The sequence below is a fragment of the Flavihumibacter sp. ZG627 genome, assembly GCF_000814325.1.
In the GTDB taxonomy this organism is placed as follows: domain Bacteria; phylum Bacteroidota; class Bacteroidia; order Chitinophagales; family Chitinophagaceae; genus Flavihumibacter.
Genome location: NZ_JPHF01000005.1, coordinates 23163 through 47546, shown reverse-complemented (window position 1 = coordinate 47546; position 24384 = coordinate 23163). Strand labels below are relative to the sequence as shown.

19 protein-coding genes are annotated in these 24384 nt (G+C 44.7%); 6 read left to right on the top strand and 13 right to left on the bottom strand.

Going from position 1 to position 24384, the window contains the following annotated elements; all coding sequences use genetic code 11:
• Positions 1-15 precede the first annotated feature (15 nt).
• The 9 genes from miaB to HY58_RS11855 form a co-directional block, all read right to left on the bottom strand.
• Positions 16-1425, bottom strand: coding sequence for a tRNA (N6-isopentenyl adenosine(37)-C2)-methylthiotransferase MiaB (miaB, locus tag HY58_RS11895; protein ID WP_156123673.1), 1410 nt, complete (start codon positions 1423-1425; stop codon positions 16-18).
• Positions 1426-1506: 81 nt separating this feature from the next.
• The gene (locus HY58_RS11890) at positions 1507-2955 is read right to left on the bottom strand and encodes a TolC family protein (RefSeq protein WP_052324078.1); all 1449 of its coding nucleotides are present in this window, start codon (positions 2953-2955) and stop codon (positions 1507-1509) included.
• 6 nt (positions 2956-2961) lie between these two features.
• Entirely contained in the window at positions 2962-3633 is a 672-nt protein-coding gene (locus tag HY58_RS11885) for an ABC transporter ATP-binding protein (RefSeq protein WP_039132218.1), read from the bottom strand.
• A gap of 7 nt (positions 3634-3640) precedes the next feature.
• Positions 3641-6022, bottom strand: coding sequence for an ABC transporter permease (locus HY58_RS11880; protein ID WP_039132214.1), 2382 nt, complete (start codon positions 6020-6022; stop codon positions 3641-3643).
• Between the two features lie 10 nt (positions 6023-6032).
• Positions 6033-8468: an ABC transporter permease gene (locus tag HY58_RS11875; RefSeq protein ID WP_039132212.1), complete on the bottom strand. Its 2436-nt coding sequence runs from the start codon at positions 8466-8468 to the stop codon at positions 6033-6035.
• Positions 8469-8477: 9 nt separating this feature from the next.
• Positions 8478-10835: an FtsX-like permease family protein gene (locus HY58_RS11870; protein ID WP_039132210.1), complete on the bottom strand. Its 2358-nt coding sequence runs from the start codon at positions 10833-10835 to the stop codon at positions 8478-8480.
• Between the two features lie 16 nt (positions 10836-10851).
• A complete protein-coding gene (locus HY58_RS11865) occupies positions 10852-11529 on the bottom strand; it encodes an ABC transporter ATP-binding protein (RefSeq protein WP_039132208.1) in 678 nt (225 codons plus the stop codon).
• Between the two features lie 18 nt (positions 11530-11547).
• Positions 11548-11748, bottom strand: coding sequence for a hypothetical protein (locus tag HY58_RS11860; RefSeq protein ID WP_039132206.1), 201 nt, complete (start codon positions 11746-11748; stop codon positions 11548-11550).
• Between the two features lie 36 nt (positions 11749-11784).
• Complete coding sequence (locus tag HY58_RS11855) at positions 11785-13041, bottom strand: efflux RND transporter periplasmic adaptor subunit (protein ID WP_039132494.1); 1257 nt, start codon at positions 13039-13041, stop codon at positions 11785-11787.
• Positions 13042-13212: 171 nt separating this feature from the next.
• Here HY58_RS11855 and HY58_RS11850 point away from each other — a divergent pair, with 171 nt between their 5' ends.
• Positions 13213-14580 (top strand): sigma-54 dependent transcriptional regulator, encoded by a 1368-nt coding sequence (locus tag HY58_RS11850; protein WP_253271558.1) that lies wholly within the window; start codon positions 13213-13215, stop codon positions 14578-14580.
• The gene (locus HY58_RS11845) at positions 14570-15913 is read left to right on the top strand and encodes a PAS domain-containing sensor histidine kinase (protein ID WP_039132203.1); all 1344 of its coding nucleotides are present in this window, start codon (positions 14570-14572) and stop codon (positions 15911-15913) included. Before HY58_RS11850 ends, HY58_RS11845 begins: the two co-directional genes overlap by 11 nt.
• A gap of 24 nt (positions 15914-15937) precedes the next feature.
• On the opposite strand, the gene HY58_RS11840 is transcribed toward HY58_RS11845, so the two are convergent.
• From HY58_RS11840 to HY58_RS11830, 3 genes are read right to left on the bottom strand one after another with little or no spacing between them, the layout of a single operon-like run.
• Positions 15938-16528 carry a hypothetical protein gene (locus HY58_RS11840; protein WP_039132201.1) on the bottom strand — a complete coding sequence of 197 codons (591 nt, stop codon included), beginning with the start codon at positions 16526-16528 and terminating at the stop codon, positions 15938-15940.
• An 8-nt stretch (positions 16529-16536) separates the two neighbouring features.
• Entirely contained in the window at positions 16537-17040 is a 504-nt protein-coding gene (locus HY58_RS11835; RefSeq protein WP_039132199.1) for a hypothetical protein, read from the bottom strand.
• 9 nt (positions 17041-17049) lie between these two features.
• Positions 17050-17253, bottom strand: a complete 204-nt coding sequence (locus tag HY58_RS11830; RefSeq protein ID WP_039132197.1) for a hypothetical protein — start codon at positions 17251-17253, stop codon at positions 17050-17052.
• A 569-nt stretch (positions 17254-17822) separates the two neighbouring features.
• Here HY58_RS11830 and HY58_RS11825 point away from each other — a divergent pair.
• Both HY58_RS11825 and HY58_RS11820 read left to right on the top strand, forming a co-directional pair.
• Positions 17823-18473, top strand: a complete 651-nt coding sequence (locus HY58_RS11825) for an ankyrin repeat domain-containing protein (RefSeq protein ID WP_039132196.1) — start codon at positions 17823-17825, stop codon at positions 18471-18473.
• A gap of 67 nt (positions 18474-18540) precedes the next feature.
• A complete protein-coding gene (locus HY58_RS11820) occupies positions 18541-20046 on the top strand; it encodes a pyridoxal-dependent decarboxylase (RefSeq protein WP_039132194.1) in 1506 nt (501 codons plus the stop codon).
• 35 nt (positions 20047-20081) lie between these two features.
• Here the strand turns inward: HY58_RS11820 and HY58_RS11815 are convergent, their stop codons facing one another.
• Positions 20082-20591, bottom strand: coding sequence for a hypothetical protein (locus tag HY58_RS11815; protein WP_039132191.1), 510 nt, complete (start codon positions 20589-20591; stop codon positions 20082-20084).
• Between the two features lie 147 nt (positions 20592-20738).
• Here HY58_RS11815 and HY58_RS11810 point away from each other — a divergent pair, with 147 nt between their 5' ends.
• Complete coding sequence (locus tag HY58_RS11810) at positions 20739-22073, top strand: MFS transporter (RefSeq protein ID WP_052324077.1); 1335 nt, start codon at positions 20739-20741, stop codon at positions 22071-22073.
• Entirely contained in the window at positions 22066-24342 is a 2277-nt protein-coding gene (locus HY58_RS19220; protein ID WP_072037619.1) for an aminotransferase class V-fold PLP-dependent enzyme, read from the top strand. The genes HY58_RS11810 and HY58_RS19220 overlap by 8 nt, the downstream gene beginning before the upstream one ends.
• The last annotated feature ends 42 nt before the right edge of the window (positions 24343-24384 follow it).

Here is a 24384-nt window from a genome sequence, read left to right as displayed (position 1 = left end):
CAGAAGGTCTATAGTTCAGTTAACGATCAATTCTCCGAGTAAAGTCGCCTGGGTGCACTCGGATACTTTCACCCATGCATAATCGCCTGCTTGCAAATCACCCGCTTTCGGGAATACCACCACTTTATTATGACTGGTCCTTCCCATCCATTGCTGGTCACTTTTTTTGCTTTCTCCTTCTATCAACACCTTGAATGATTTGCCCAGGTCTCTCAGGTTGCTTTCCCTGCTAAGCCTGCCCTGAAGGTCAACAATTTCCTGCAAGCGTCTTTTCTTCACAGCTTCCGGAATATCATCCTCAAAACGTCGTGCAGCAAGAGTTCCGGGCCGCTCACTATAGAAATACATATAAGAGAAATCATACTTGCTATACTCCATGATAGAAAGTGTATCCTGGTGGTCCTCCTCCGTTTCTGTACAAAATCCGGCTATAACATCTGAAGAGATTCCACAATCAGGCATGACCTCCCTGATGCGGTCAACTTTTGCCATATACCATTCGCGGGTATAGGTGCGGTTCATGAGCTGCAACATGCGCGAACTTCCACTCTGTACAGGCAAGTGGATATAACGGCAGATATTCTCATGACGCGCCATGGTATACAAAACTTCATCCGTGATATCTTTTGGATGGGAAGTGGAGAATCGAACCCTTAGCTGGGGCGATATCAGAGCCACCCTTTCAAGTAGCAAGGCAAAGGTGACGGGAGCATCCATCTGCTCGTTCACATAATAATAGCTGTCAACATTCTGCCCAAGTAACGTCACTTCCTTGTAACCTTCTTCGAAAAGATTTCTGCATTCAGCCACGATACTTTCCGCGTCCCGGCTTCTTTCCCGGCCCCTGGTAAATGGCACCACGCAGAAAGAACACATATTATTACAGCCACGGGTAATGCTTACGAATGCAGTAATGCCATTGCTGTTCAAGCGCACAGGTGAGATATCGCCATAGGTTTCATCGCGACTCAGCATTACATTCACCGCTTTCTGGCCCGTGCCGGCTTCTTCAATAAGGGCGGGAAGTGTTCGGTAGGCATCCGGACCAACTACCATATCCACCAGTTTTTCTTCCTCCAGCAGCTTTGATTTAAGCCGCTCTGCCATGCATCCGAGTACACCTACCAGCATACCCGGCCTCGCTCTCTTGGCTTTTTTAAATTCTGTAAGTCGCTTTCGTACCGTCTGCTCTGCCTTCTCCCTTACAGAACAGGTATTGAGTAAAACCAGGTCAGCCTCTTCTGCATTCCGGGTAGCTCCATAACCATATTCATTAAGGATAGACGCCACCACCTCGCTGTCTGCGAAGTTCATGGCACAGCCATAACTTTCAATATAGAAATGCTTTTTATAGCGGTTCGGGTCCATGGCAAAGGGAGCAAATGCCTCGCCCTGCCTGGCCTCCTCATATTCTTTTTGGATCATCAAATCCCCCATTCAACTCAAATTAAGAGGGCAAAAATAGCGAAAATGAGGGATTAGTGCCAAATTGACAGACCACATTCCTTACCAAAGCGGTTTGCCCTGGTAATAATCGAGGATCTTAGCCCTCAGCACATATTCATACCGGGCGATGATCAGGTTGTTATTAGCGCGGTCAAGGTTATTCCTGGCCACCAGGTAATCCACCGAATTAAGGACCCCTTCATTGAACCTGGCTTCTGTTCCCCTGAACGACTCTTCAAAGGCCGCTACCTGGTTAAGTAATGCGTTATATCTGTTGTACGTGGCGGTCATATTTAACCATGCCTGCTCCACGGCCTGCTGAAGCCTGATCTTCGTCGTTTTTTCCTCATAGCTGGCATTCTGCACCACCAGCCTGGCCTGACTGATGCGGTTCCTGTTCTGCATAGCATTCAGGATGGGAATCCGAAGACTCAGATTGATATTGGTGCTGTAGTTATTCCTGAACTGATCGCTGTAGGGAATTTTGACCTGGTCATAATAATCCACCGTAGTGAACACGGGCGACTTGGCACCATTCATCAATACATAATTGTTGGTAGCGATATCCTCTGACCTCAGTAAATTTTGGGTGCTGGCGGCATTTGAATAGTTCGTGAACAATCCCGCATTAAGGCTTAGTGTGGGCCAAAGCGCCCCTTTTCTTGCCTTAAGACCCTGCTCCGCACTCTGCGTGCGTAATACGGCTCCTTTAACTATTGCCAGTTGTTGGAGGGCCACCTGGTAGATGCTGGCGGCATCTCCCTGATAGCTCGAAAGAAAATTTTCAGCTTCTATCCTTTCCAGGCGGATACTGGTATCATAGGGTTGGTTCATCAATTGGGCCAGCTGCAGCTTCGCTGCCTCCAGCAGGTTCTTTGTATTTACCAGGCTCACTTCATCATTTGCCAGTTGCCCCTTCAGGTCAGTATATTCTGAAGGCGTAATAGTTCCTTCATCATTCAGGATCTTAAGCCGCTCCACCTGCCTTCTACTTAACTCTACCTGGCGATTGATCTGAACCAGCTGGTCTTCATTACTCAATACCTGCAGGTATGCCACAATGATCTGGAGGGTAAGATTATCCTTCTGCTGCTGAACATCCATCTGTGCGGCCTCATATGCATAGCGTTGCTGTTTGATGGCCTGCTGGTATACCAAGCCGCTAAAGAGAACCACGCCACCCGATAAGCCATAATTGGCATAGTTTATATTCTGGTTCAGGTAGGAGTTGGTAAAGGGATCAATGCTTCGTCCCTGGTTGAGACCATGCTCAGCAATACCATTCACTAAAGGCAATAAATTCTGCCGGCTCTGACGATAATCTATCTGAGAAGAAGCCGATTGAAGCTCTGCCTGCTTCAATTCAAGATTCTGACGGAATGCTATCTCCATACATTCCTGCAGGCTAAGACTGTTCGTTGAATCCTGGGCAATTGTTTCTGAAATAACCAGCGCCAGCATTACTAAAACGGCAGTTGCCCTTAACCGGTATATATCGATCTTTTTCATATTCGTTTATGCATGATGGTTAATGCGGCCGTCCAGGAGGTTGATAACCCTATGGCCGTATGCAGCATTTTTTTCTGAGTGGGTCACCTGAACAATAGTGACGCCATCTTCTTCATTTAATTTCTTAAAGATCGCCATGATCTCTTCTCCCTGCTTTGAATTCAGGTTACCCGTGGGTTCATCAGCGAGTAGTAATTTTGGTTTCGCAATGAGTGCCCTCGCAATACCTACAAGCTGTTGCTGCCCTCCGGAGAGTTGGTTTGGGAAGAGATCCTTCTTGCCAACTATATTAAACCGGTCGAGCATATCAGCCACAAGGGCTTTCCTTTCTGAAGATTTTGTGTTCTGGTAGAGCAGAGGTGTTTCAATATTCTCATAAACCGTTAACTCATCAATCAGGTGGTAGGCCTGGAAAACAAAACCGATATGTTGCTTATAAACCTGTGCCCGTTGTTTTTCTTTGAGTTCGTGAATGGGTTGGCCAAGGAACCTGTATTTGCCTTCATCAGCATCATCAAGCATACCGATAATATTCAGCAGGGTCGATTTTCCCGAACCGGAAGGTCCCATCACAGACAGAAACTCCCCTTCATTGATATCAAGATTAATATCTTTCAACAAAAACACCCGGTTACCGCCATTGGTCACCCATTTTGTTATATTCTTTAATTCTATCATGGAGATCTTATTCTGCTTTTAAACTGGTCACGGGCTTGGCCAATGCCGCACTATATGCCTGGAATCCGATTGTCATTAGCGCGATCAGCGTTACAAGCATACCAGCCGATACAAAGATCCACCAGCTTATCTCCGTGCGGTAAGGATAGTTCTCTAACCATTTATTGGTAGCCCACCATGCTATCGGAAAAGCAATTAATGCAGCTACCAGTACCAGCTTCAGGAAATCAAGGGATAGGTTTCTTACAATGCCATAAACAGATGCTCCCAATACTTTTCTTATGCCTATTTCCCTGGTTCTTTTCTGTGCCGCAATGGTTGCCAGTCCAAGTAACCCGATACTGGAAATAACAATGGTTAAGATTGCACCCATCGTTATGATCTGTTTCCACTTGGCTTCAGATTCATAAGCAGCAAGGTTTTCATCCTCCTTGAATTTTATGGAATATGGTCTGAAGGGAAAGAATGATTTGAACGTTTTCATCATATGGTCCTGTGCTCCAGCCAAACTACCGGAACTTATCTTCAGGTAAACGTCATTATATGAATGGGATGGATGAAATGTAAAGAGCTGCGGCTGGATGGTTTCATTCAATGAAGCATAATGGTAATCGCGGATAACACCCACTACCTTCATTTTCCGGTTATGGTAAAAGAAATCTACTTCCTGGTCGAGCGGGTTTTTCCATCCTGCTTTCTTCACGAAACGCTCATTAACGATTACTCCGTTTGCAGTATCAAGGGGAAAGGAAAAATTCCTTCCTGCAATCACAGGTATTTCAAACAAAGGCAGATAGGTTTCATCAATGTATTTATAGTCAAAAGTTATGTCTGTGCCATTATTAATTCTGGCACCTGTAATCCATCCGCCTCCCTGGTCGGCAGCTACTTTTTCTATACCTGGATGCTTCATCAGTTCTGTTCTTAGTACGTCAAGTTTAGCTTTGTCCATCCTGCCTGCCGATACATGTGCCACACCCTTATCATTATAGCCAAGGTCATAACGGGTGAGGTAATTGAATTGTGTATATATAGTTATAACAGCTATTATCAGGAAGGTACTGAGGGTGAACTGGAATACCACCATCCCCTTCGATAGGTAGTTTTTACCGCCATAGGTTTCCCTTCCGTATAATGTTTTCACCGGGTTGAAACCCGACAATACCAGTGCCGGATAAAAACCTGCAAGGAATGCAGTAACACATAACAGCAAGGCATAACCCAAAACCAGTTTTATATTGAAAAGATAACTGAAAGAGAGCGCCTTATTAGCCAGCGTATTGAAATAGGGGAGTACCAGATTTACCAGCACCAATGCAAACCCAAAAGCGATCACAGACACGATAAATGATTCTCCCAGAAATTGTACTATGAGCTGGCTTCTTTGTCCCCCAACACATTTCCTTATACCGATTTCACGGCTTCGCTTAAGCGACCTTCCAATGGTAAGGTTCACAAAGTTGATGCATGCGATCAGCAGTATCAGAATCGCAATTGCGGAGAGTATATAGGAGTAAACCGGATTACTGGCATCATAAAGCCCGTTCATGGCCTGGAATCGTGTGCTCAGGTGCATATCAAGCAGAGGTTGCAAACCGAAACTTACCTTCTCCTTAAAGCCATATTTTTCGGCATTCACCTTCAGTTGTTCAGCAGCCTCCCGCTGGAACACCTGCTGGAACTTGTTTTCAACCGCCGTAATATTGCTGCCCGGTTTAAGTGCCACAAATGTGTTGAGGTAAAAATTGATCCACTCCGTATCCTTGTTTCTCGACTCGGCAAACTTCATGGGCAGCAGCACCTTGATTTTCAGTGATGAATTCTGCGGCGTTGTCTTTGCCACCCCTGCTACCTCAAAGGGCTCGAAATCTTCGCCAAATTTTAATTCCAGCGTTTTACCAATGGCATCACGGGTCCCGAAATATTTAATGGCAAGTTCTTCGGAAAGAACTACGGATCTCAAATTGTTGAAGACAGTTGTAGGGCTGCCACTTAATAAAGGAAAACTAAAGAACCTGAAAAAGTTCTCATCAACATATTGCGCTTCCTGGTCATATACCTCATTGTTATGGCGAATCGTGAGTCCTTCATTCTGTATCCGCACATAACTCTCTATTTCGGGTATGCTGTTTTTGAAAGCAGGCCCCGGCATCATGCCTGTAATTCCTGTTTCATTTTTTGATCCATCAGGTGATACTATGGTTGATGTAATGCGGTAGAGATTCTCTTTATTGGCATGAAACTTATCATAGCTGAGCTCATCCATGGTGTATAGATATATCAGCATACAACAGGCAAGGCCGATACTCAATCCGATGATATTGATAGCGGAAAACACTTTGTTTCTCCAAATATTCCGGATGCCGATCAGGAAATAATTTTTTAGCATGAGATTGGTTTTACTCTGATCGTAATGATTGTGTGGGATTGTTAAGTGCAGCGCGAAGGGCCTGGAACCCTACAGTGAAGAGGGCTATCAATGCGGCCATCAATCCGGCAACAATAAACACCCACCAGCCGATATCAATGCGGAAGGCAAAGTCCTGCAGCCATTTGTTCATTACAAGCCATGAGATCGGGAACGCTAGACAGGCTGAAATAGCCACCAGCTTCAGGAAATCCTTTGATAACAATACCATGATCTGGTTTACCGAAGCACCCAGCACCTTCCTCACACCGATCTCTTTGGTGCGCTGCTCAGCCATAAATGCAGCCAATCCAAATAAACCCAGGCAGGCAATCAGTATTGCAAGCACCGCAAAACTGAAGGCCAGTTTACCCGCCTTTTCTTCAGCCTTATACATTTCATTGAAAGACGCATCTAGAAATGAATACTGGAAAGGGAAGCCGGCCGCCTGTGCATCAAATTTCTTTTCAATCTCTTTCACCATGGTGGGAATACGCGCAGCATCCACTTTCATGGCAATGGTATAGTCGGCCCTTCCCAGCCGCATGCAAAGTGGACCAATCTGTTGCTTCAATGATTCAAAATGGAAATTCTTTACTACTCCAATAATGGTAAATGCTAACAGCTCCGATCCTACATTACTATTACTCTTGTATATTTTTTTGCCAATAGGATCCTCATATCCCAGCATCTGGGCAGTGGTTTCATTGATCAGTAATGCCATGGAATCAGACTGGAATTCCCTTGAAAAATTACGTCCCTGCTTCAATTCCATTCCAAGTACGGGAATATAATTTTCATCAATATTCCATACCTGCATATTGAACCCATTTTTCATATCCATCACCGCTTCTTTCGAAAAGGTGTTGTCATTTCTGCTGCTATTATCTACCGGCAGGTATCCACCATCGGTAACCATCTTCACCCCGGGAATGCTTAAAAGTTCATTTTTGAACGCCTTCGTGCCTTCTCCCAAAACCTGTGTATTATGGATCACCACCACCTGGTCTTTAACGAAGCCAAGTTTTTTCTGCTGGATATACCCCAGTTGACGGTATACAACAATGGTACCCACAATCAGTAATATCGCCATTGAAAACTGGAGTATTACCAGCACACTCCGCAGGTTGCTCTTTTTACTGCCTCCACTGAGCTTGCCTTTCAATACGGTAATCGGTTTGAAAGAGGATAAGTAAAATGCGGGATAGATACCTGCCAGCAATCCTATCACAAAGGGTATGGAAATTAATACTACCACGAACAAAGGCTGGAAAAATTGGGAGGCACTTATCTGTTTTCCTGCAATACTATTAAAGAGCGGCAGGGCAAACACCGCTATTGCAATGGCAATTACCAGTGAAAAGAAAGATAATAGTGTTGATTCTGTGAGGAACTGCCTGATAAGTGTCTGGTATGTGGTTCCTAATACTTTTCTTATGCCCACTTCCTTTGCCCGGTTGGCAGACCTTGCCGTACTCAGGTTCATAAAATTTATACAGGCAATCAACAGGATGAAAATGGCCACCGCCATAAATATGTATACATACTGTATATCACTGTTGATAGACAATTCAGCTCTTCTTCCTGAATGCAGATGTATATCTTTTATGGGCATCAGGCTATAGGTTAAACTGTTGCCTGATTTTTTCATATCATCCAGGTTTTTAACCTGCATCACCTGTTGTAGTATAGGGAAGATATGCCTGTTCATATAATCAGGGAACTTTGCTTCCAGACTTTTAGCTGTAACACCTGGCCGGAGTAACAGGTATGTCGCGAAATTGTGACTAAGGTGATCGCCGAAACCATATTGCAGGTTATCCATTGAGAAGAGAAAATCATATCGGAAATGCGATTGCTTTGGCATATCCTTAATTACCGCAGTAATCTTGTAAAGGGTACCGCCATTATCGTTTACATCCAGCGTTTTTCCTACTACATCAAGATTGTTGAAATATTTTTTTGCTGCTGTTTCTGAGATCACCACAGTGTTGGGTTCATCCAGGGCGTTTTTGAGATCGCCTGCAACAGGCTGAAAACTGAATACCTCAAAAAAAGTGGAATCAACATGGCATACCAGCATCTCTTCCAGGTAATCACTGCCTTTTTTTATAAGCCTTGAACCATTGGATGCATATATCCTGGTAAATTGCTCTACTTCGGGATAGTCTTTTTTCAAGGTTTGACCCATCATGTCTGAACTAACTGCCAGGGCCATACTATTTCCTCCAAATAAAATATCTGAGTTGACCCGGTATATGCGATCCGCTTTCTCATGATAGCGGTCATAACTCAGTTCATCAATAACATATAGGGCAATCAGCAGGAAACAGGCAAGGCCCGTTGCCAGTCCGATAATATTAAGCAGCGAAAAAAACTTATTCTTTATTAGTGTTCGCCAGGCGATTTTAAGATTGTTGAATAACATAGAATTGGTTTATTCGGAACGCAATGATTTTACCGGATTGCTCAGCGCCGCACGGGAGGCATTGAGACTAATAGTGATAAAGGCAATTAAAAGGATTATCAGGCCTACCAGCACAAATACCCCGGCACTGATATTTACACGGTATTCGAAGTTGTTCAGCCACTCTTTCATGGCCCACCATGCTGCGGGTATTGCTATCAGGAAGGCAAGCCCGATCAGCACCAGAAATTCAGCTGACATCGGAAGCAACAATTGCTGCAGACTTGCACCCAATACTTTCCTTATGCTGATCTCCTTACTTCTTCTTTCGATGCTGAAGGCGAGCAGACCGAATAACCCTAAACAACAAACGAAGATGGCAAGCGCAGAGAAGATAAGGGCCAGCTGGCCTATGAGCTTCTCATTCGTGAACTTCTCCTGGAACACCTCATCCATGAACCTGTACTCAAATGGATTTTCCGGATTATGCCTGGAGAACACCTGCTCAATTTGCACCAGGGCTTTCCTGATATCCACTCCCTGGTTCAGGCGGATATTTATCTGGTTCGACCAGTTGGGTTCGTATACGATCATGGCCGGACTCGCACTGGTATAGGGCGAGTTCACCACCATATTTTCTATCACACCACTGATGATCCGTCTCCGGCCGGCCCACTCAATTTCTCTTCCTACCGGATCCTGTATTCCCATAACCTTAATAGCTTCCTGGTTAAAGATCACATGGTTGGTATCATTGATCCGGAAATCCTGCCCCGAAGCCATCCTGGCACCAATGGTCTTCGCCAGGTCATGACCCGCAAACATGAACCCGATCACCAGGTTATTGTTCTCAGGAGCCCCCGGCCAGCGGATGCCTGAAGTAAATCCGAAGATATCACTCACGGCGCTGCTGGTATGGGTTACAGATTCTACCATGCCTGTTGTGCGCAGGTCATTGCGAATGGCCTCAAGATTTCGATGTGCCTGACCTGATGAACTTACCAGCACCAGATTATTGACATCATACCCAAGCTCACGGTTACGCACATGCTGTAATTGCTGGTAAATGATCAGCGTAGCAGAGATCAGCAATATTGAAATTACGAACTGCGCAGTAACAAGGATCTTCCGCGGCAACAAAGCTTTCTTGCCGGGAAGAAAAGTTCCCTTCAATACTTTCACCGGCCTGAAGCTGCTCAGGTATATCGCCGGATAACTTCCCGCGATAATGCCGGTTAATAATATAATGGAAAGGATGATGATCCATATGGATGGTTCGTTAAAGGGAATATTAATTTCCTGGTTGAGCAACTGTCCGAATGCCGGCAGTACTAACCAAACTACCAGCGATGCAAGGATAAATGCAATGATGGCGAGCAATACCGATTCAGAAATGAATTGAAGCAGCAACTGCTTCCTGCCTGATCCCAGCGTTTTGCGGATGCCTACTTCTTTTGCCCGCTTTTCAGATCTTGCTGTAGAGAGATTCATGAAGTTGACGCAGGCGATCAGCAATATGATGATGGCTACCCAGGTAAATAATTTTACATAAGCAATACGTCCTCCGGTATTTCGGCCATCCCGGAATTCTTCATAGAGCCTCCATTTGCTCATGGGATGCAGTATAATAGAACCACGCGTCGTCACGTTTTCGCTGGATGCATTCTTTCTGATCAGCTCTAAGGTCTTTTTTTCCAGTGATGCGATATTGGCACCCGGCTTCACAAGGAAGAAAACACGGTTGCCGCAGTTCACCCAGTCTGTTTGTGCCTCACGGTACTCGGGTGTGGATTGATTGAATGGTTGCAAAACTTCAAATCGGACTGTTGAATTTTCGGGAAGATCTTTTACAACTGCCTTTATGGTCGCACTGCGGCCATTATTCACTTTAACCGTTTCACCTATCACCCTTGTATGACCGAAAAACGCTATCGCAGTACTTTCTGTTACCACCAGCGCATCCGGATCCTGCAATACTTTTGCACTTCCTTCAATGAATTGCGCACTGAAAACATTAAAGAATTCGGGGGAGGTGGTAAGGGTTTGCCGGCGGATCATTTTATCTCCTACAGTAAATAGTGGTGTGCCTCCAAAATCCACGATCACAGCCTCTTCCACTTCCGGGAAACTGGCAGCGGCAGCAGCAGGCAGCGGAAACATCATATCCGGACCAGAAGTGATCTGCCCATTAAAATCTCTGTTCGCATACACATGGTAAACATCCTGGTAATGTTCATTATGCTTATTCCAGGAGCGCTCATGGTACACCCATAAAAAGATGAGCAGGGTAGCTGCCATCCCTATGGTGAGTCCCGCAATATTCACCAGCGAAAAGATCCTGTTCTGCCGGAGATTGCGAAACGCTATTTTGAAATAATTGAATAACATGGATACGGTTTAATGATTATACCATTATATTCTGCATCACTGTTTGTCCGTCGAGCATCCTGATGATGCGATGGCTATAGCGGGCATCATGCTCACTATGCGTCACCATCACGATAGTGGTGCCCTGCTCATTGAGGTCGGTCAGTAACTGCATCACTTCATTGCCATTACTTGAATCAAGATTACCGGTTGGTTCATCTGCCAGTATCAGCTTGGGATTGTTCACAACAGCCCTTGCTACGGCTACGCGTTGCTGTTGTCCACCCGATAATTGCTGTGGATAGTGATTGCGCCTGTGCATGATCACCATCTTGTCAAGCACTTCCTCAACAATCTTCTTTCTTTCAGCGGGTTTAACCCCGGTATAGATCAGCGGTAACTCTACATTCTCGAAAACAGTGAGCTCATCAATCAGGTTGAAGCTCTGGAAAACGAAGCCAATATTATGTTTGCGAAGATCGGCCCGCTTGCGTTCGTTAAAACCTGCCACCTCAATGCCATTGAATAGAAAGCTTCCGGCATCAGGGTCATCCAGCAGTCCAAGGATATTCAGCAGCGTACTCTTGCCACAACCCGATGGGCCCATCACGGCAACGAATTCTCCTTCCTTTACTTCAAATGATAGTTTGTTGAGTGCTACCGTTTCCACCTCTTCGGTCCGGTAAATTTTTTCCAGGTTCGAGATCTTGATCATATTATGGGGTTGAATATATTAGATATAAAGTAATACGGATAGGGGGGAAGCTGCTTCTTCAGGAGCTTCTTCATATTCTGCATCGGGCAGATCTGCCGGTAACACTGTCGGTTTAGGCATGATGCCAGCCACACAATAGTGTTCACCACTTTTGGTTTCCGCAGAAACAACCAGGAGCAGTGCAATTGCCAGGCTGATCTTTAAAAAGGACTTTCTCATAAAAAAAGGTTCAATGGTTAATGGTTGTTTGGTTGCCTATTTATTTTTCAGGATAAGCTCCTGGTTGTTTCCGAAATTTTCATAACTGCTGGTGATCACTTTATCGCCGGGATTCAATCCCTCAAGCACTTCATAGTAATCCGGGCTCTGCATGCCCAACTGTATATCAACACGGTAGGCCTTGCTGCCATCTTCGCTCACCTTGTAGATCCAGTTTCCACCGGTCTGCTGGTAGAATCCACCCTTCGGCAACAGTATGGCCTGCTTCTCCTCACTCAATGCGAGTTTTACCTGCAATGTTTGTCCGCGGCGAACACCCTTCGGCACTTCACCTTCAAATTCCATATCTACCTGGAAGCGTCCGCCTGATACCTGCGTATATACTTTCCTGATAGTAAGTGCATAATCCTTTCCGGCAAAGTTGAAACTGCCTTTAAGGCCGGTGATGATCCGACTTATATAATGTTCATCAATATCCGCACGTACTTTGAATCCACTGAGTACATCCAGTTGCCCAAGCCGCTCACCTTTATTCTTCTGCTGACCGATTTCGGCATCAAGGGAGGTTAGCTGTCCATCCACTGGGGCACGAACCACCAGGTCGCCTACTTTGCGGCGCATCAGCTGAAGGGCATTCTGCATGCGCTCAAAGGATTGCTGCATCTGGTTTAATTGCTGGCGACTTGAAATAGAATCTTTCCGCAAAATATCAACAGTAAGCGCTTTTCTTTTCTGCTGGTACTGGTGCAGGTTCTCCGACGATTTATATTCTTGTGATCCAATAGCCCTCTGATCGTAGAGACGTTTGTTGGCCTGGTAAACACGCTCCGCTTCCTTAAGGGCATTGTCAACTTCTGCCATCTGGTTCAACCGGGTGATGGTATTCTGGTCGGCATTGTTGCGCGATATCTGCATCTGGGTAAGTACATTGAAAACCTGTGTTTCCTGGTTACTTAAACTCAGTTCCAGGTCGGTATTACTAAGCCGCAGGATAGGCTGGCCCTTGGTCATGATGGCACCATCATCCACATATTTCTCTTCCACCCGTCCGCCTTCAATGGCATCGAGGTAGATGGTGGTAACCGGGAGAACAATACCATTTACCGGGATGGTTTCCTGGAAGGCGCCCTTCTTTAATTCATTGATGGTGATCCGCTCAGTATCAACATTCAGGCGACTTGCACCGGCGGTATAATAATAACTGGCAGCTATAAGCGCCACCAGCGCGGCTATTCCGATGATCGTCCAGATCTTCCGGTGAGTCCATTGCTTTTTTTCGATTACTCTGTCCACTTTATTAGAATTGATTGTTTGGCTGCAGTAATGCTTATGCAATGGCGTGCCAATTTCTAACTGATTTAAAATGAAATAGTTATATTCTTATCATGAAATCAACTGTCCGCTTTTGATACAGTCACTGTCCGCTTTTGCTGCACGCGTACAGTGTAAATAAATCCTATCATTGTGCTTTCAATTATGACACTGAAAGAAGCCACTATACTGGTAGTTGATGATGATACCGATGTACTCACAGCGGTTCGCCTCCTGCTTAAAACGGAAGTAAAAGAAGTTGTCACGGAAAAGAATCCCGAGCACATCCCCAACCTGCTGGCGGCCAAACGGTTTGATGTGATCATGCTCGACATGAATTTCACCAGCTCCATCAACACCGGCAATGAGGGACTATTCTGGCTTCGTCGTATCAAGGAACTCAAGAGTGATGCAGGGGTTATCATGATCACTGCTTATGGGGATGTTGACCTGGCAGTGCAATCACTTAAGGACGGTGCGGCCGATTTTGTAGTGAAGCCCTGGCATAATGATCGCCTGGTGGGAACCATCAAAGATGTTCTACGTAAGCGGTCAGGAATTAAGTCAACAGAAATTACAGATACAAAGGATATCATCCGGACAGAACTGCTGGGCGAGAGTGAGCAGATGGAAGCCATCTTCTACAAGATCGAAAAGATAGCACCAACGGACGCTAATATCCTTGTGCTGGGAGAAAATGGAACGGGCAAGGACCTTATCGCCAAAGCCATCCACCAGCACAGTCTCAGGGCCACTAAACCTTTTGTAAAAGTGGATGTGGGAGCACTTACCGATTCACTTTTTGAAAGTGAATTATTCGGACATGTGAAAGGCGCGTTTACTGATGCCCGTGAGGATAGGGTGGGTAGGTTTGAATCAGCCAGCGGTGGCACTATCTTCCTCGATGAAATTGGAAATATTTCACTGCAGCAACAGGCAAAACTCCTCAGTGTATTACAGAACCGGCAGGTGACAAGACTTGGGTCCAATACTCCCATACCGGTTGACCTTCGATTGATCTGCGCCACCAACCTGCCCATTGCTGAGCTGGCCAATGAGAACCGTTTCCGAAAGGATCTTATCTACCGGATCAATACTGTTGAGATCATTGTACCTCCTTTACGAAAGAGAGGCCGTGATATCCTCCTGCTGGCAGATCATTTTAACCGGATCTATAGCAACAAATATTTCAAGCCCCTGCTGAGTTTTGACAAGAGTGCAAGAGATAAACTTTTACAGTACCCTTTTCCAGGTAATGTGCGCGAGCTGCAATATACGATAGAGCGCGCGGTGATCATGGCAGAGGAAGAGGAACTTACTGCCGGCGATCTGCTTTTTTCTCCCATAGAGTCGGCCATGGAAAAGGAAGAGGAGACAACAGATACCAAGCTGAGTGCAGTGGAGAAGAATGCTATCCTCAAAGTAATCGAGAAACACAATGGCAATATCACGCGGGCCGCAAAAGAACTTGGACTCACTCGTACGGCCCTGTACCGCAGACTAAGCAAATATGATATTTGATAAATTCGAAACCAGGCTTGCCATCAGGGTATTACTGCTTTTCGCAGTGCTCTTCGTTACCTCCTGGATATTGGTGAAGGGTGATTACCGTTTTCTGATAATGGCAGTCCCCATTTTATTATACCAGCTTTTTGACTTGTACCGTTCACAGCGCAAGGCACAGGATGAACTAAAACAGTTTGTGGAGTCTGTGCATTACCGTGACTTCTCCCGTTATTTCGATGTAAAGCATGCCCCCATGGAACTTCAGCCGCTGCGCCAGGGCTTCAACGATATTAATACCGCCTTCAAAGGGATCAGCAAGGAGAAGGAAACACAATACCAGTACCTGCAGCGCATACTGGAACTGGTTGATACAGGCATATTATCCTATGATACAATAACTGGTGAGGTGGAATGGATGAATGAGTCGTTGAAGAAGATGTTGCAGATACCTTATCTTAAAACCATTCAAACGTTAGCACGACGCGATGCCGAACTGGCTGCTGCTATTGAGACGATCAAACCCGGTGAGGTAAAGATCGCCACGGCACATATAGAAAAGGGAAGTTTCAAAGTGCTGGTATCCTGCTCCGCTTTTCAGACGGAGGGAAAGATCTATAAGCTGATAGCATTCCAGAATGTAAACGAAGCCCTTGATGAAACGGAAAGTCGCGCCTGGTCGAGACTGCTGAGCGTCATGACCCATGAGATCATGAATAGTGTTGCGCCGATTTCATCATTGGCCGACACGTTAAAGAATCGCCTTCATAAGGTGGCCGAAGAGATGAAGGAGCAGTCGGGTAGTTTCGATGATCTTGAGCTGGGCATTGATACAATCAAGCGACGCAGTGAAGGGCTGCTGCGTTTCGCGGAAACCTATCGCAGCCTTAATAAGATCACCACGCTCAATCTCACCAGGGTGAAAGTGCTGGACCTCTTCCAGAACCTGAATCTGCTGATGCAGCCAAAGCTGGAGCAATTGGGTATTGAGGTGGAGGTAATACTTAAAGAGCCGGAAATAGAACTGGAGGCTGATACAAATTTGGTTGACCAGGTGATGATCAACCTGCTGGTGAATGCCATGGATGCGGTGAAAGATCGTGAGCAGCCGCGTATCGTACTTTCTGCCAGTAAGGATAGCAACAATCGAACGCTGATCAGGGTGGCCGACAATGGAGCGGGTATGCCGGCGGAGGTGCTCGACAAGATCTTCATTCCCTTTTTCAGCACCAAGAAAAGTGGCAGTGGAATCGGCCTTAGTTTATGCAAACAGATCATGATGCTCCACAAGGGGAATATCCAGGTGCAGAGTGTGGAGGGAGAGGGGACTGCTTTTATTCTGCAGTTTTGAGAAATAATATAAGATAGCCGTGTATTATTTAGTATTTACGAACATGTAGGAGAATGATAGTCCAATATATGACCCTGTTGAACTATAGGAACCATCTGAAATTATTATTCCGTTTTGATAAATATCATAATTGCCTGCAACATATTTCGTAAATGATATATTGGATGTCATCGAAAGTCGGGCAATATTTTTATTCTTTAGCATACGATTATATCCTGCTTTAATTAATCCAGATACCCATGGTGCAGCATCATTATTGGAATAGGTTATGATCTCTGCAAGCTTTATATTTTCACCATTAATATTTTCACCGTGTACCTGTTGAAATTCAAGATCTGATCCTGTACTATAATTTAATCTAATGCCGGGCTCCACCTGTATAAATTCATTTCGGCTTAAATTGTATCTCCGTTCAAATGCAATTGGCAGACTTATCACGAGATCCTTCACATTAGTTTCCTTGCCACTCAATACAAGAGAATTTTTCAATTCAGGAGAATACTCAGAACGGTTAAATCTTGTATTAAAATTTCGTTGCAATAAAGTTGCTTCCAGACCAGTATTTACTCCAGTGTATGGATTGATATTGATATGATTGAGAAAGCCTGCATTCACTCCGGGTGTTACAGATGCGTTGATAGGATAGCGCCCTTCATTGGTGCTGTCTTTGCTGGAAGACCACCTAATACGGCTGTGTGAATTGAAAAATAATTCTCGATGAAAGCCGATTTCCAGTCATCAGGGTTAGTTTCCTTTTTAAATGTATCGGAATTGATTAGTTCCTCTTTTTTACGCTTTGCTACTTGTTTTTTTGTGCCTGTAAATTGATAACTCGTAGACAAGCCGAAGAACGATCCTTTATTACTATACTTTCCGAAACTTTCAGGATGACCCGGAATATTTACATGATAACTACCATCAACAATTTTCGAAAAGGAGATATCAGCAGTTAATCCTAATCGCAGCATATTTAGATTCTTGAGCAACCACCCATAGCCAGTACCAAAGCTAGCGCTGACCCACGGATTATTATTGTTGTTGGTATTTAATTCAACTCCAAAAAAATCAATCTGATTTTGATCAACATCAACAAAATAATTACTAACACGCTCAGATTCGTACCCCAAAGAATAGTGTTATCTTGCTCCTGCCTGAAAATATATTAAGTCTGTTCGTGTTATCTCCAGGTTTTTTTCAATCGTCAAAGGGATAGAGATATTAAGATTGTAATTTTTTATTTTGATAGGTGGAAATGGCTCTGTGTAATCAGGATTGACTTCCTTAAGAGGAGCATTAAATAAAGCTGAATGTCCAATTGCTGTGCCTCTTATTCCTGACATTATACTTTATGATTTATTTATCTGATGCCTATAATCAATTCCCACTTCAAAAGCTGGCTGGGGAGTAGATCTTATAGAATATTCTCCTTCCTGTTTTACTATGGATGATCCTGGAGCCAATCCGCCCATGAGATGAATTTGTATAGATGATTTTTGCGCTATACAAGGTAAACTGGCTAATACGAATAGAAGTAAATAAAACTTCTTCATAGGGTTAGTATTGATTTCCAAATAAATAGGATTTATTTGAATTAACAATTCTCGCGCTTTGATAGTGCAACGATAGAGCAATGGTGGTGCAATGATAGAGCAACGGTTAAATCAGCATTATTTTGGCCTCTAAAAGCACCAGGAGAACCTGGACCCAGGATCAAAAAAAGCCTTTTACCATAGTCTAATAGTTGTCTAATCCTTGTCTAAACCTTGTCTGGTGTAGTACTCAAATGCCCTGTTGGAGCGGGTTTAGACTTATTTTACCCTGTTTTTATGCGTTGGGAGCGGGGACAGGAGGTAGGCAATGGTCAACGATATGGAGGCTAATTTGCTAAATTTACTGGAAAGAACCCCGGATGGCAACCATTAAAGAACTGATCAGAAACAGGGATTATGCCGGACTGGAAAAAAGTCTGTCGGAGAACCCGGCTCTCGCCAATGAATGCATTCCTTATGATGAATTAAATACCTCGGAAGCTCATCCCCTTCACAGAATCTGCGATGGCGTTTTTTCTTGCCAATACACTGATGATGAAGCGGTTGAAATGGCAAAGATATTTTTGGCAAATGGTGCAGCGGTAAATGGCAATAGTTTAATCCCTAATAAGGATTCACCACTGGTTGCTGCGGCAAGTTTGCATGCCGACAAAGTTGGGATTCTTTATATCGATAATGGTGCCGATATAAACCATGGAGGATGTCATGGTGGAACCGCCTTGCATTGGGCAGCATGGTGTGGAAAGCCCCAATTGGTGGAAAGGCTTATTAAGGCGGGTTCGGAGATCAACCGGCTTTGTACTGATTTCAAGGCGACCCCGCTTTTCTGGGCAGTTCATGGATTGAAAAATGGAGGCAATAAGGATAGTAAAAAGTATTTGGAAGTTGTTGATTTGCTTATAAGCGCAGGCGCCGATAAGTCAATTACAAACGGCGATGGTTCCTCTGTTTTTGACCTTTTGCAGGAAGAGGATAGGGAGATATGGGCTTTGTTGGAGAAACAAGTCTGAAATCTCCATTATTGTTAAAGCAAAAGCGGGATAGGATAGATACCTTTATATACCTAAATCTTATGTTATGAAGGAAAGTCGCTCAACCCCCATCAATATGGATATTGAGGAGTTCAGGGCTATCGGGCATCAATTGATCGACAAGATTGCTTCTTTCCTGGATACTATCGATGAAAGATCCGTTACATCGGGTGAAACACCAACACAAATCCAGGCAGTTCTGGGTAATGATAAATTGCCTGAGCAAGGCATTTCTGCGGATGGATTAATGGCTAAGGCAACAGACCTTGTACTAAACCATTCCCTCCTTAACGGCCATCCGAAATTCTATGGCTATATCACTTCATCCCCTGCACCCATCGGCGCCCTGGCCGATTTACTAGCAGCATCTGTTAATCCAAATGTTGGTGCCAATGTATTGAGCCCTATGGCCACCGCCATTGAAAAGCAAACGATAAAATGGCTGGCAGAATTTATCGGGTTATCTCCCAGTTATGGAGGGGTTTTGGTAAGCGGAGGTAATATGGCGAATTTCACCGCTTTCCTGGCAGCAAGAACAGCGAAAGCGCCCAGAAATTTCAAGGAAGGCGGACTAAAACAACTGCCCGGAGAAATGGTGCTATATGCTTCCAGGGCTACCCATACCTGGATTGAAAAGGCTGCAGTTCTTTTTGGACATGGAACCAGCGCCATCCGCTGGATAGATACTGATATCAATAACCGGATGAACACTTCGCAATTGAAAGAAACCATCGAGGCTGATCTCATGGCTGGTAAAACACCTTTTATGGTGGTGGGTAATGCAGGCGATGTTAGCACGGGCGCTGTAGATGATCTTAGCAAATTAGCAGGTGTATGCCGAAGTTATAATCTATGGTTTCATATTGATGGTGCCTATGGTATTCCTGCAGCAGTAATACCTTCGCTCAAATGGATGTTTGCCGGACTGGAAGAAGCTGATTCTATTGCCCTGGATCCACACAAATGGTTATACGCTCCTCTTGAAGTGGGTTGTACGCTGGTGAAAAATCCACAGCATCTCATCGATACATTCAGTTCGCATCCTGTCTATTATAATTTCGACACCATGGCAGAGGAACCATCCCTAAACTTCTATGAATATAGTCTCCAGAACTCCCGTGGATTCCGTGCATTGAAAGTATGGCTCGCATTACAGCAGGTAGGTCGAGATGGATACCAGGAAATGATCAGTGAGGATATTGAGTTATCGAAGCAATTATTTATGGCTGCAGAAAAACATCCGGAACTTCAAGCTGTCACGCAAAATCTGAGTATAGCTACTTTCAGATATATCCCTTCTTCATTTATGCAGGAAGATGATTCACGCGACAAATACCTGAATCAATTGAATGAGAAACTTCTTAATGCACTTCAGCAGGGAGGGGAAGTGTTTTTATCTAATGCAATGGTATCAGGGAAATATTGTCTGAGGGCATGCATTGTGAATTTCAGGACATCGCAAAAAGATATTCTTGAGACGATTGACATCATCGTTCGCGAAGGCCGGAAAATGCACCAGCAATTGCAAAAGGAAACTATTGAAGTTGTGTAGTTACCAGGTTGAATATGATACCACGAGGCAATTGTTTATACAGCAGTCTTTATCCTGCTCTTCAACCAACTATCCTTAACCGGTACTATCCAGTTGTTTTCCAATGCCGCTTTGGTATCTACCAGGTTGTTGAAATAAAATGTATCCTGTGTGATGAACTGGTTCTCCATCGCATGATTGAACTGGGCAAGCGGTAGTAACTGTACCTTATCTTTCACCACGAAGGCCAGTAGTTGCCGGTCGAATAAGTTCACCCCAAACTTCTGCTCAATTGACTTGATCAGTCTCACCGAACTGTCAGTACTACATCCGCTAACTCCAGTAGCCGTTTCGTCTGCCATCAGGATTATGAACTGGCCAAAGAAAAGGTTGGAATAACCCTTTACAGGATCACCATGGGCCTGCCAGCCATCAACAAAACTATTGAGCATCTTTTCTACTTCCAACGCTTCCATCAGGCCGAAAATGCGATTGCTCTGGTAGATCCAAACCCTTGAACCGGGATGGAAATTATCGGGGAGTAAATTCTTGTATTCAAGGTTCATACTGCAAAGGTAGGAACTACTACCGATTATCGGCATTGCAGGCGTTGAAGCATTATCGTATATTTAATTAAAAGCATGTAAGGCCTTCCGGCAGAAAAAATTTGGTTGATATCGTTGCATGATGTGCCCAATTGATATAACCCCCATATGAATGTATCTGTTCCCATACCTGAAAATATAACAAGGAATGATCGCAAAACGATCAATGCCTGGGCTATGTATGATTGGGCCAACTCCGCCTATGCATTGGTCATTACCTCCGCCATCTTCCCGGCTTATTACAATTCAATCACAAAAGTTAATGGCAATTCCAGGATAGATTTTTTCGGCACCAACATCGAAAACACAGCTGCTTATTCCATCAACCTGGGTATTGCTTTCGGCGTTGTCGCCCTTATTTCTCCTTTGTTATCTTCTATTTCAGATTCCGGAGGCAACCACCGTAGCTACATGAAATTCTTTTGTTACATGGGAGCCATAGGATGCATGCTGCTTTTCTTCTTTAACAATCACCAACAGGTTCACCTGGCCCTTGGAGGTATGATGCTGGCTACTATCGGCTATTCCGGCAGCATGGTTTTTTATAATGCCTACCTGCCTGCTATTGCAACGGAAGACAGGCAGGATAAAGTGAGTGCACGGGGATTTGCATTCGGGTATATTGGCGCCACCACCTTGCTGCTGCTGAATCTGCTGTTTATTCTCAACCAGGAAGCCCTTGGAGTTTCAGATGATACACTTTTTCCAAGATTATCATTCCTGCTGACCGGACTATGGTGGTTTGGTTTTGCACAGATCCCTTTTCATGTATTGCCTAAAGGGATTTATAAGGCAAAAACTGAAGGTGGCAGTTTCATCAACGGCTACCGGCAACTCGCTAAAGTCTGGAACCAGTTGAAATCAATGCATACCCTAAGAACTTTTTTAACCGGCTTTTTCTTTTATATCATGGGCGTACAAACGGTAATGTTCATGGCCTCTTCCTTTGGTGATAAGGAAATTCATTTAACCATTACCCAACTTATCATTACTGTTCTGCTACTCGAATACCTGGGCATCGCCGGGGCTTTCCTCTTTGCATGGATATCCAAAAGAATAGGAAATATTCCAGCCCTAATGATTGCTGTCACCATGTGGATAATGATCTGTGCTGGCAGTTATTTTATCATCACCCCGATGCATTTTTATATAGCGGCATTCTTTATCGGACTGGTGATGGGAGGCATTCAATCACTGAGCAGATCTACTTATGCCAAGATGATCCCCCAAACCCATAATAACGCGGCCTACTTCAGCTTCTATGATGTATGTGAGAAAACTGCCATGATGTTCGGACTGGTAATGTGGGGCTACCTCGATAACCTCACCGGTAGTATGCGCAATTCAATTGTGGCACTGGGTATTTGGTTTACAATCGGGTTGTTATTTTTATTCCTGGTAAGGGGAAGAAAATCGGTCCACCAACATTTAGCCTATGAGTGATAATCGCGAACAATATATTCCTCCACAAGGGGAAGATGCCGCTCAGATCCTTGAACAGATAAAGAAGATGAAGGAAGAAGATGTTCACTGGAAGGAGGGAAGGGCATGGAGCCTGGTGTATTATGTAAATGAAGAACACGACCAGCTTCTCAAAGCAGCCAGTAACGAATTATTCAGTGCCAACTGCCTGAACCCCTTCGCCTTTAAAAGCCTGCATCGCATGGAGCAGGAAGTTGTGCATATGACTGCGCATATGCTTCATGGTAATAAAGATGCAGTTGGTGTGATGAGTTCTGGTGGAACCGAAAGCATCCTCCTCGCAATGTTCTGTTACCGGCAGCGCGCAAGGAAACTCTATCCCCGCATTACCAATCCGGAAGTAGTGGCGCCCCTAACTATTCATCCCGCTTTTGATAAGGCTGCCATTCTTTTCGGTATCCGGATTCGTAAAGCCAGGGTTGATGAAAACCAGGTTGCCATCCCGGGTGAAATGGAGAAGCTCATCAATGCCAATACTATTCTGCTTGTTGCTTCAGCACCCTCTTATCCCAATGGCGTATTGGATCCGATTGAAGCTATTGGTAAAATAGCATCGCAACACCAGCTTCCCCTGCATATTGACGCCTGTATAGGTGGCTTCATGTTGCCCTGGGTTGAAAAGCTTGGATACAATATTCCGCCCTGGGATTTCAGGGTGCCGGCCGTAACCTCCATTTCTGCAGACGTCCACAAATTCGGTTATGGGGCTAAAGGTGCTTCCGTGTTGGTATATAAGCATATGGATTACCTGCATCACCAGTTTGTGATCACCACCGATTTTCCGGGAGGAATATATATATCTCCCACCTTATTGGGAACAAGGCCCGGAGGCCCCATCGCCGCTGCCTGGGCCGCCTTGAAACACCTTGGGGAAGATGGTTATTTATCCCTCGCCGGCAAACTGATGGAAGGCATCCATAAGTTGAGAGCAGGCCTCTCTGCAATTCCTGGAATCAACATTATCGGACAGCCCTGCATGAACCTCATTTCCTATACAACAGTTAATAACAGTCCGGATATTTTTATCATCGCCGACCAGCTTGAAGACAAAGGCTGGATGGTAGACCGCCAGCAACTTCCCAATTGTATACACCTTACCGTGCTGCCTACCAATGTGGATGTGATAGATCAATATCTCCTCGACCTTAAAACCGCGATTATGTATGCCAGTGAAAACCCCCGTGCCGCAGCCAAAGGCAATGCCGCCATCTATGGCTTGATGGCAAGGATACCTTTCAGGGGAATGGTGGAAAAATCAGTTAAAAAAATAATGGTTGATATGTATGGGGCGCCGCAACCATATGAAGTGGATGCCAATGGTAAAAAGCAATCAACTATATCTGATCGTCCATCCTGGATGGGATTCATCAACCGCCTGCTCGCCGCCTGGGGAAGGTTCAGGGGATTAAAACTGCTCTTCCTGTTAATGCTTTTACATCCTGAACTCATGGCACAACCCTATGTAGATCCCCTACAAGTGCGCTACACACATGGATTTCGCAACAGCAATGCGGAAGCTACTCCTTTCAATCATATATGGGTAGGGTCCGATATTCCCATCAAACTCAAAGATAAAACTTACCTGCTGCTAAGTCCCTTTTATGAACAATGGCGCATTGACTCTGCCGATAGATCAGGCATATTCCCGACAATAAAAAGTATAGTATTTCCGGTTGGATTGATATTGCCTATCGGTAGTTCAAAATGGTCACTAACGGTGATCCCTATGGTACGTACCAACGGGGAGAAACTTTTTGGTGATAATACCCTGCAGGTTGGAGGTGCCAGCTTTGCCAGCTATGCAAGAAAGCAAAATCAAAAATTCCGCTTTGGTGTTTATGTAAATAATGAATTCACTGGTTTTTTCATTTGGCCGCTGCTGGGGGCCGACTGGCGGCTTGATGAGAAGAACTATATTTTTGGCCTCCTGCCGGGCAGACTTACCTATGAACATAAATGGTCGGAAAAATTTTATGGAGGAGCTTCCTTCCGCGCCATCACCAACAGCTATCGGCTTTTAAATGGTCATTTCCTTCGCATCGAGGATAACCAGGTCTCCCTTTACCTCGATTACTATCCTGCCAAAAAACTCTGCCTTACCCTTGAGCCGGGTTATGGCGTTCTCCGGAAAATGCGAACCGGCATCAACAGCAAAAACTACATCAGCGATGATAATATGGGGGATGGCCCTTTTATCCGCCTTAGCAGCTCTTACAGAATAAGGTTATAGATAGCTGAAATAATATGACCTTTAGGAGGAAAAATATTATGC

Coding starts and splice junctions, on each gene's coding strand:
- HY58_RS11830 (WP_039132197.1), bottom strand. CDS start 17,253: ATGTCAGGAATAAGAGGCACAGCAATTGGACATTCAGCTTTATTTAAT.
- HY58_RS11845 (WP_039132203.1), top strand. CDS start 14,570: ATGATATTTGATAAATTCGAAACCAGGCTTGCCATCAGGGTATTACTG.
- HY58_RS11810 (WP_052324077.1), top strand. CDS start 20,739: ATGAATGTATCTGTTCCCATACCTGAAAATATAACAAGGAATGATCGC.
- HY58_RS11875 (WP_039132212.1), bottom strand. CDS start 8,468: ATGTTATTCAACAATCTTAAAATCGCCTGGCGAACACTAATAAAGAAT.
- HY58_RS11820 (WP_039132194.1), top strand. CDS start 18,541: ATGAAGGAAAGTCGCTCAACCCCCATCAATATGGATATTGAGGAGTTC.
- miaB (WP_156123673.1), bottom strand. CDS start 1,425: ATGATCCAAAAAGAATATGAGGAGGCCAGGCAGGGCGAGGCATTTGCT.
- HY58_RS11885 (WP_039132218.1), bottom strand. CDS start 3,633: ATGATAGAATTAAAGAATATAACAAAATGGGTGACCAATGGCGGTAAC.
- HY58_RS11815 (WP_039132191.1), bottom strand. CDS start 20,591: ATGAACCTTGAATACAAGAATTTACTCCCCGATAATTTCCATCCCGGT.
- HY58_RS11870 (WP_039132210.1), bottom strand. CDS start 10,835: ATGTTATTCAATTATTTCAAAATAGCGTTTCGCAATCTCCGGCAGAAC.
- HY58_RS11890 (WP_052324078.1), bottom strand. CDS start 2,955: ATGAAAAAGATCGATATATACCGGTTAAGGGCAACTGCCGTTTTAGTA.
- HY58_RS11860 (WP_039132206.1), bottom strand. CDS start 11,748: ATGAGAAAGTCCTTTTTAAAGATCAGCCTGGCAATTGCACTGCTCCTG.
- HY58_RS19220 (WP_072037619.1), top strand. CDS start 22,066: ATGAGTGATAATCGCGAACAATATATTCCTCCACAAGGGGAAGATGCC.
- HY58_RS11825 (WP_039132196.1), top strand. CDS start 17,823: ATGGCAACCATTAAAGAACTGATCAGAAACAGGGATTATGCCGGACTG.
- HY58_RS11880 (WP_039132214.1), bottom strand. CDS start 6,022: ATGCTAAAAAATTATTTCCTGATCGGCATCCGGAATATTTGGAGAAAC.
- HY58_RS11865 (WP_039132208.1), bottom strand. CDS start 11,529: ATGATCAAGATCTCGAACCTGGAAAAAATTTACCGGACCGAAGAGGTG.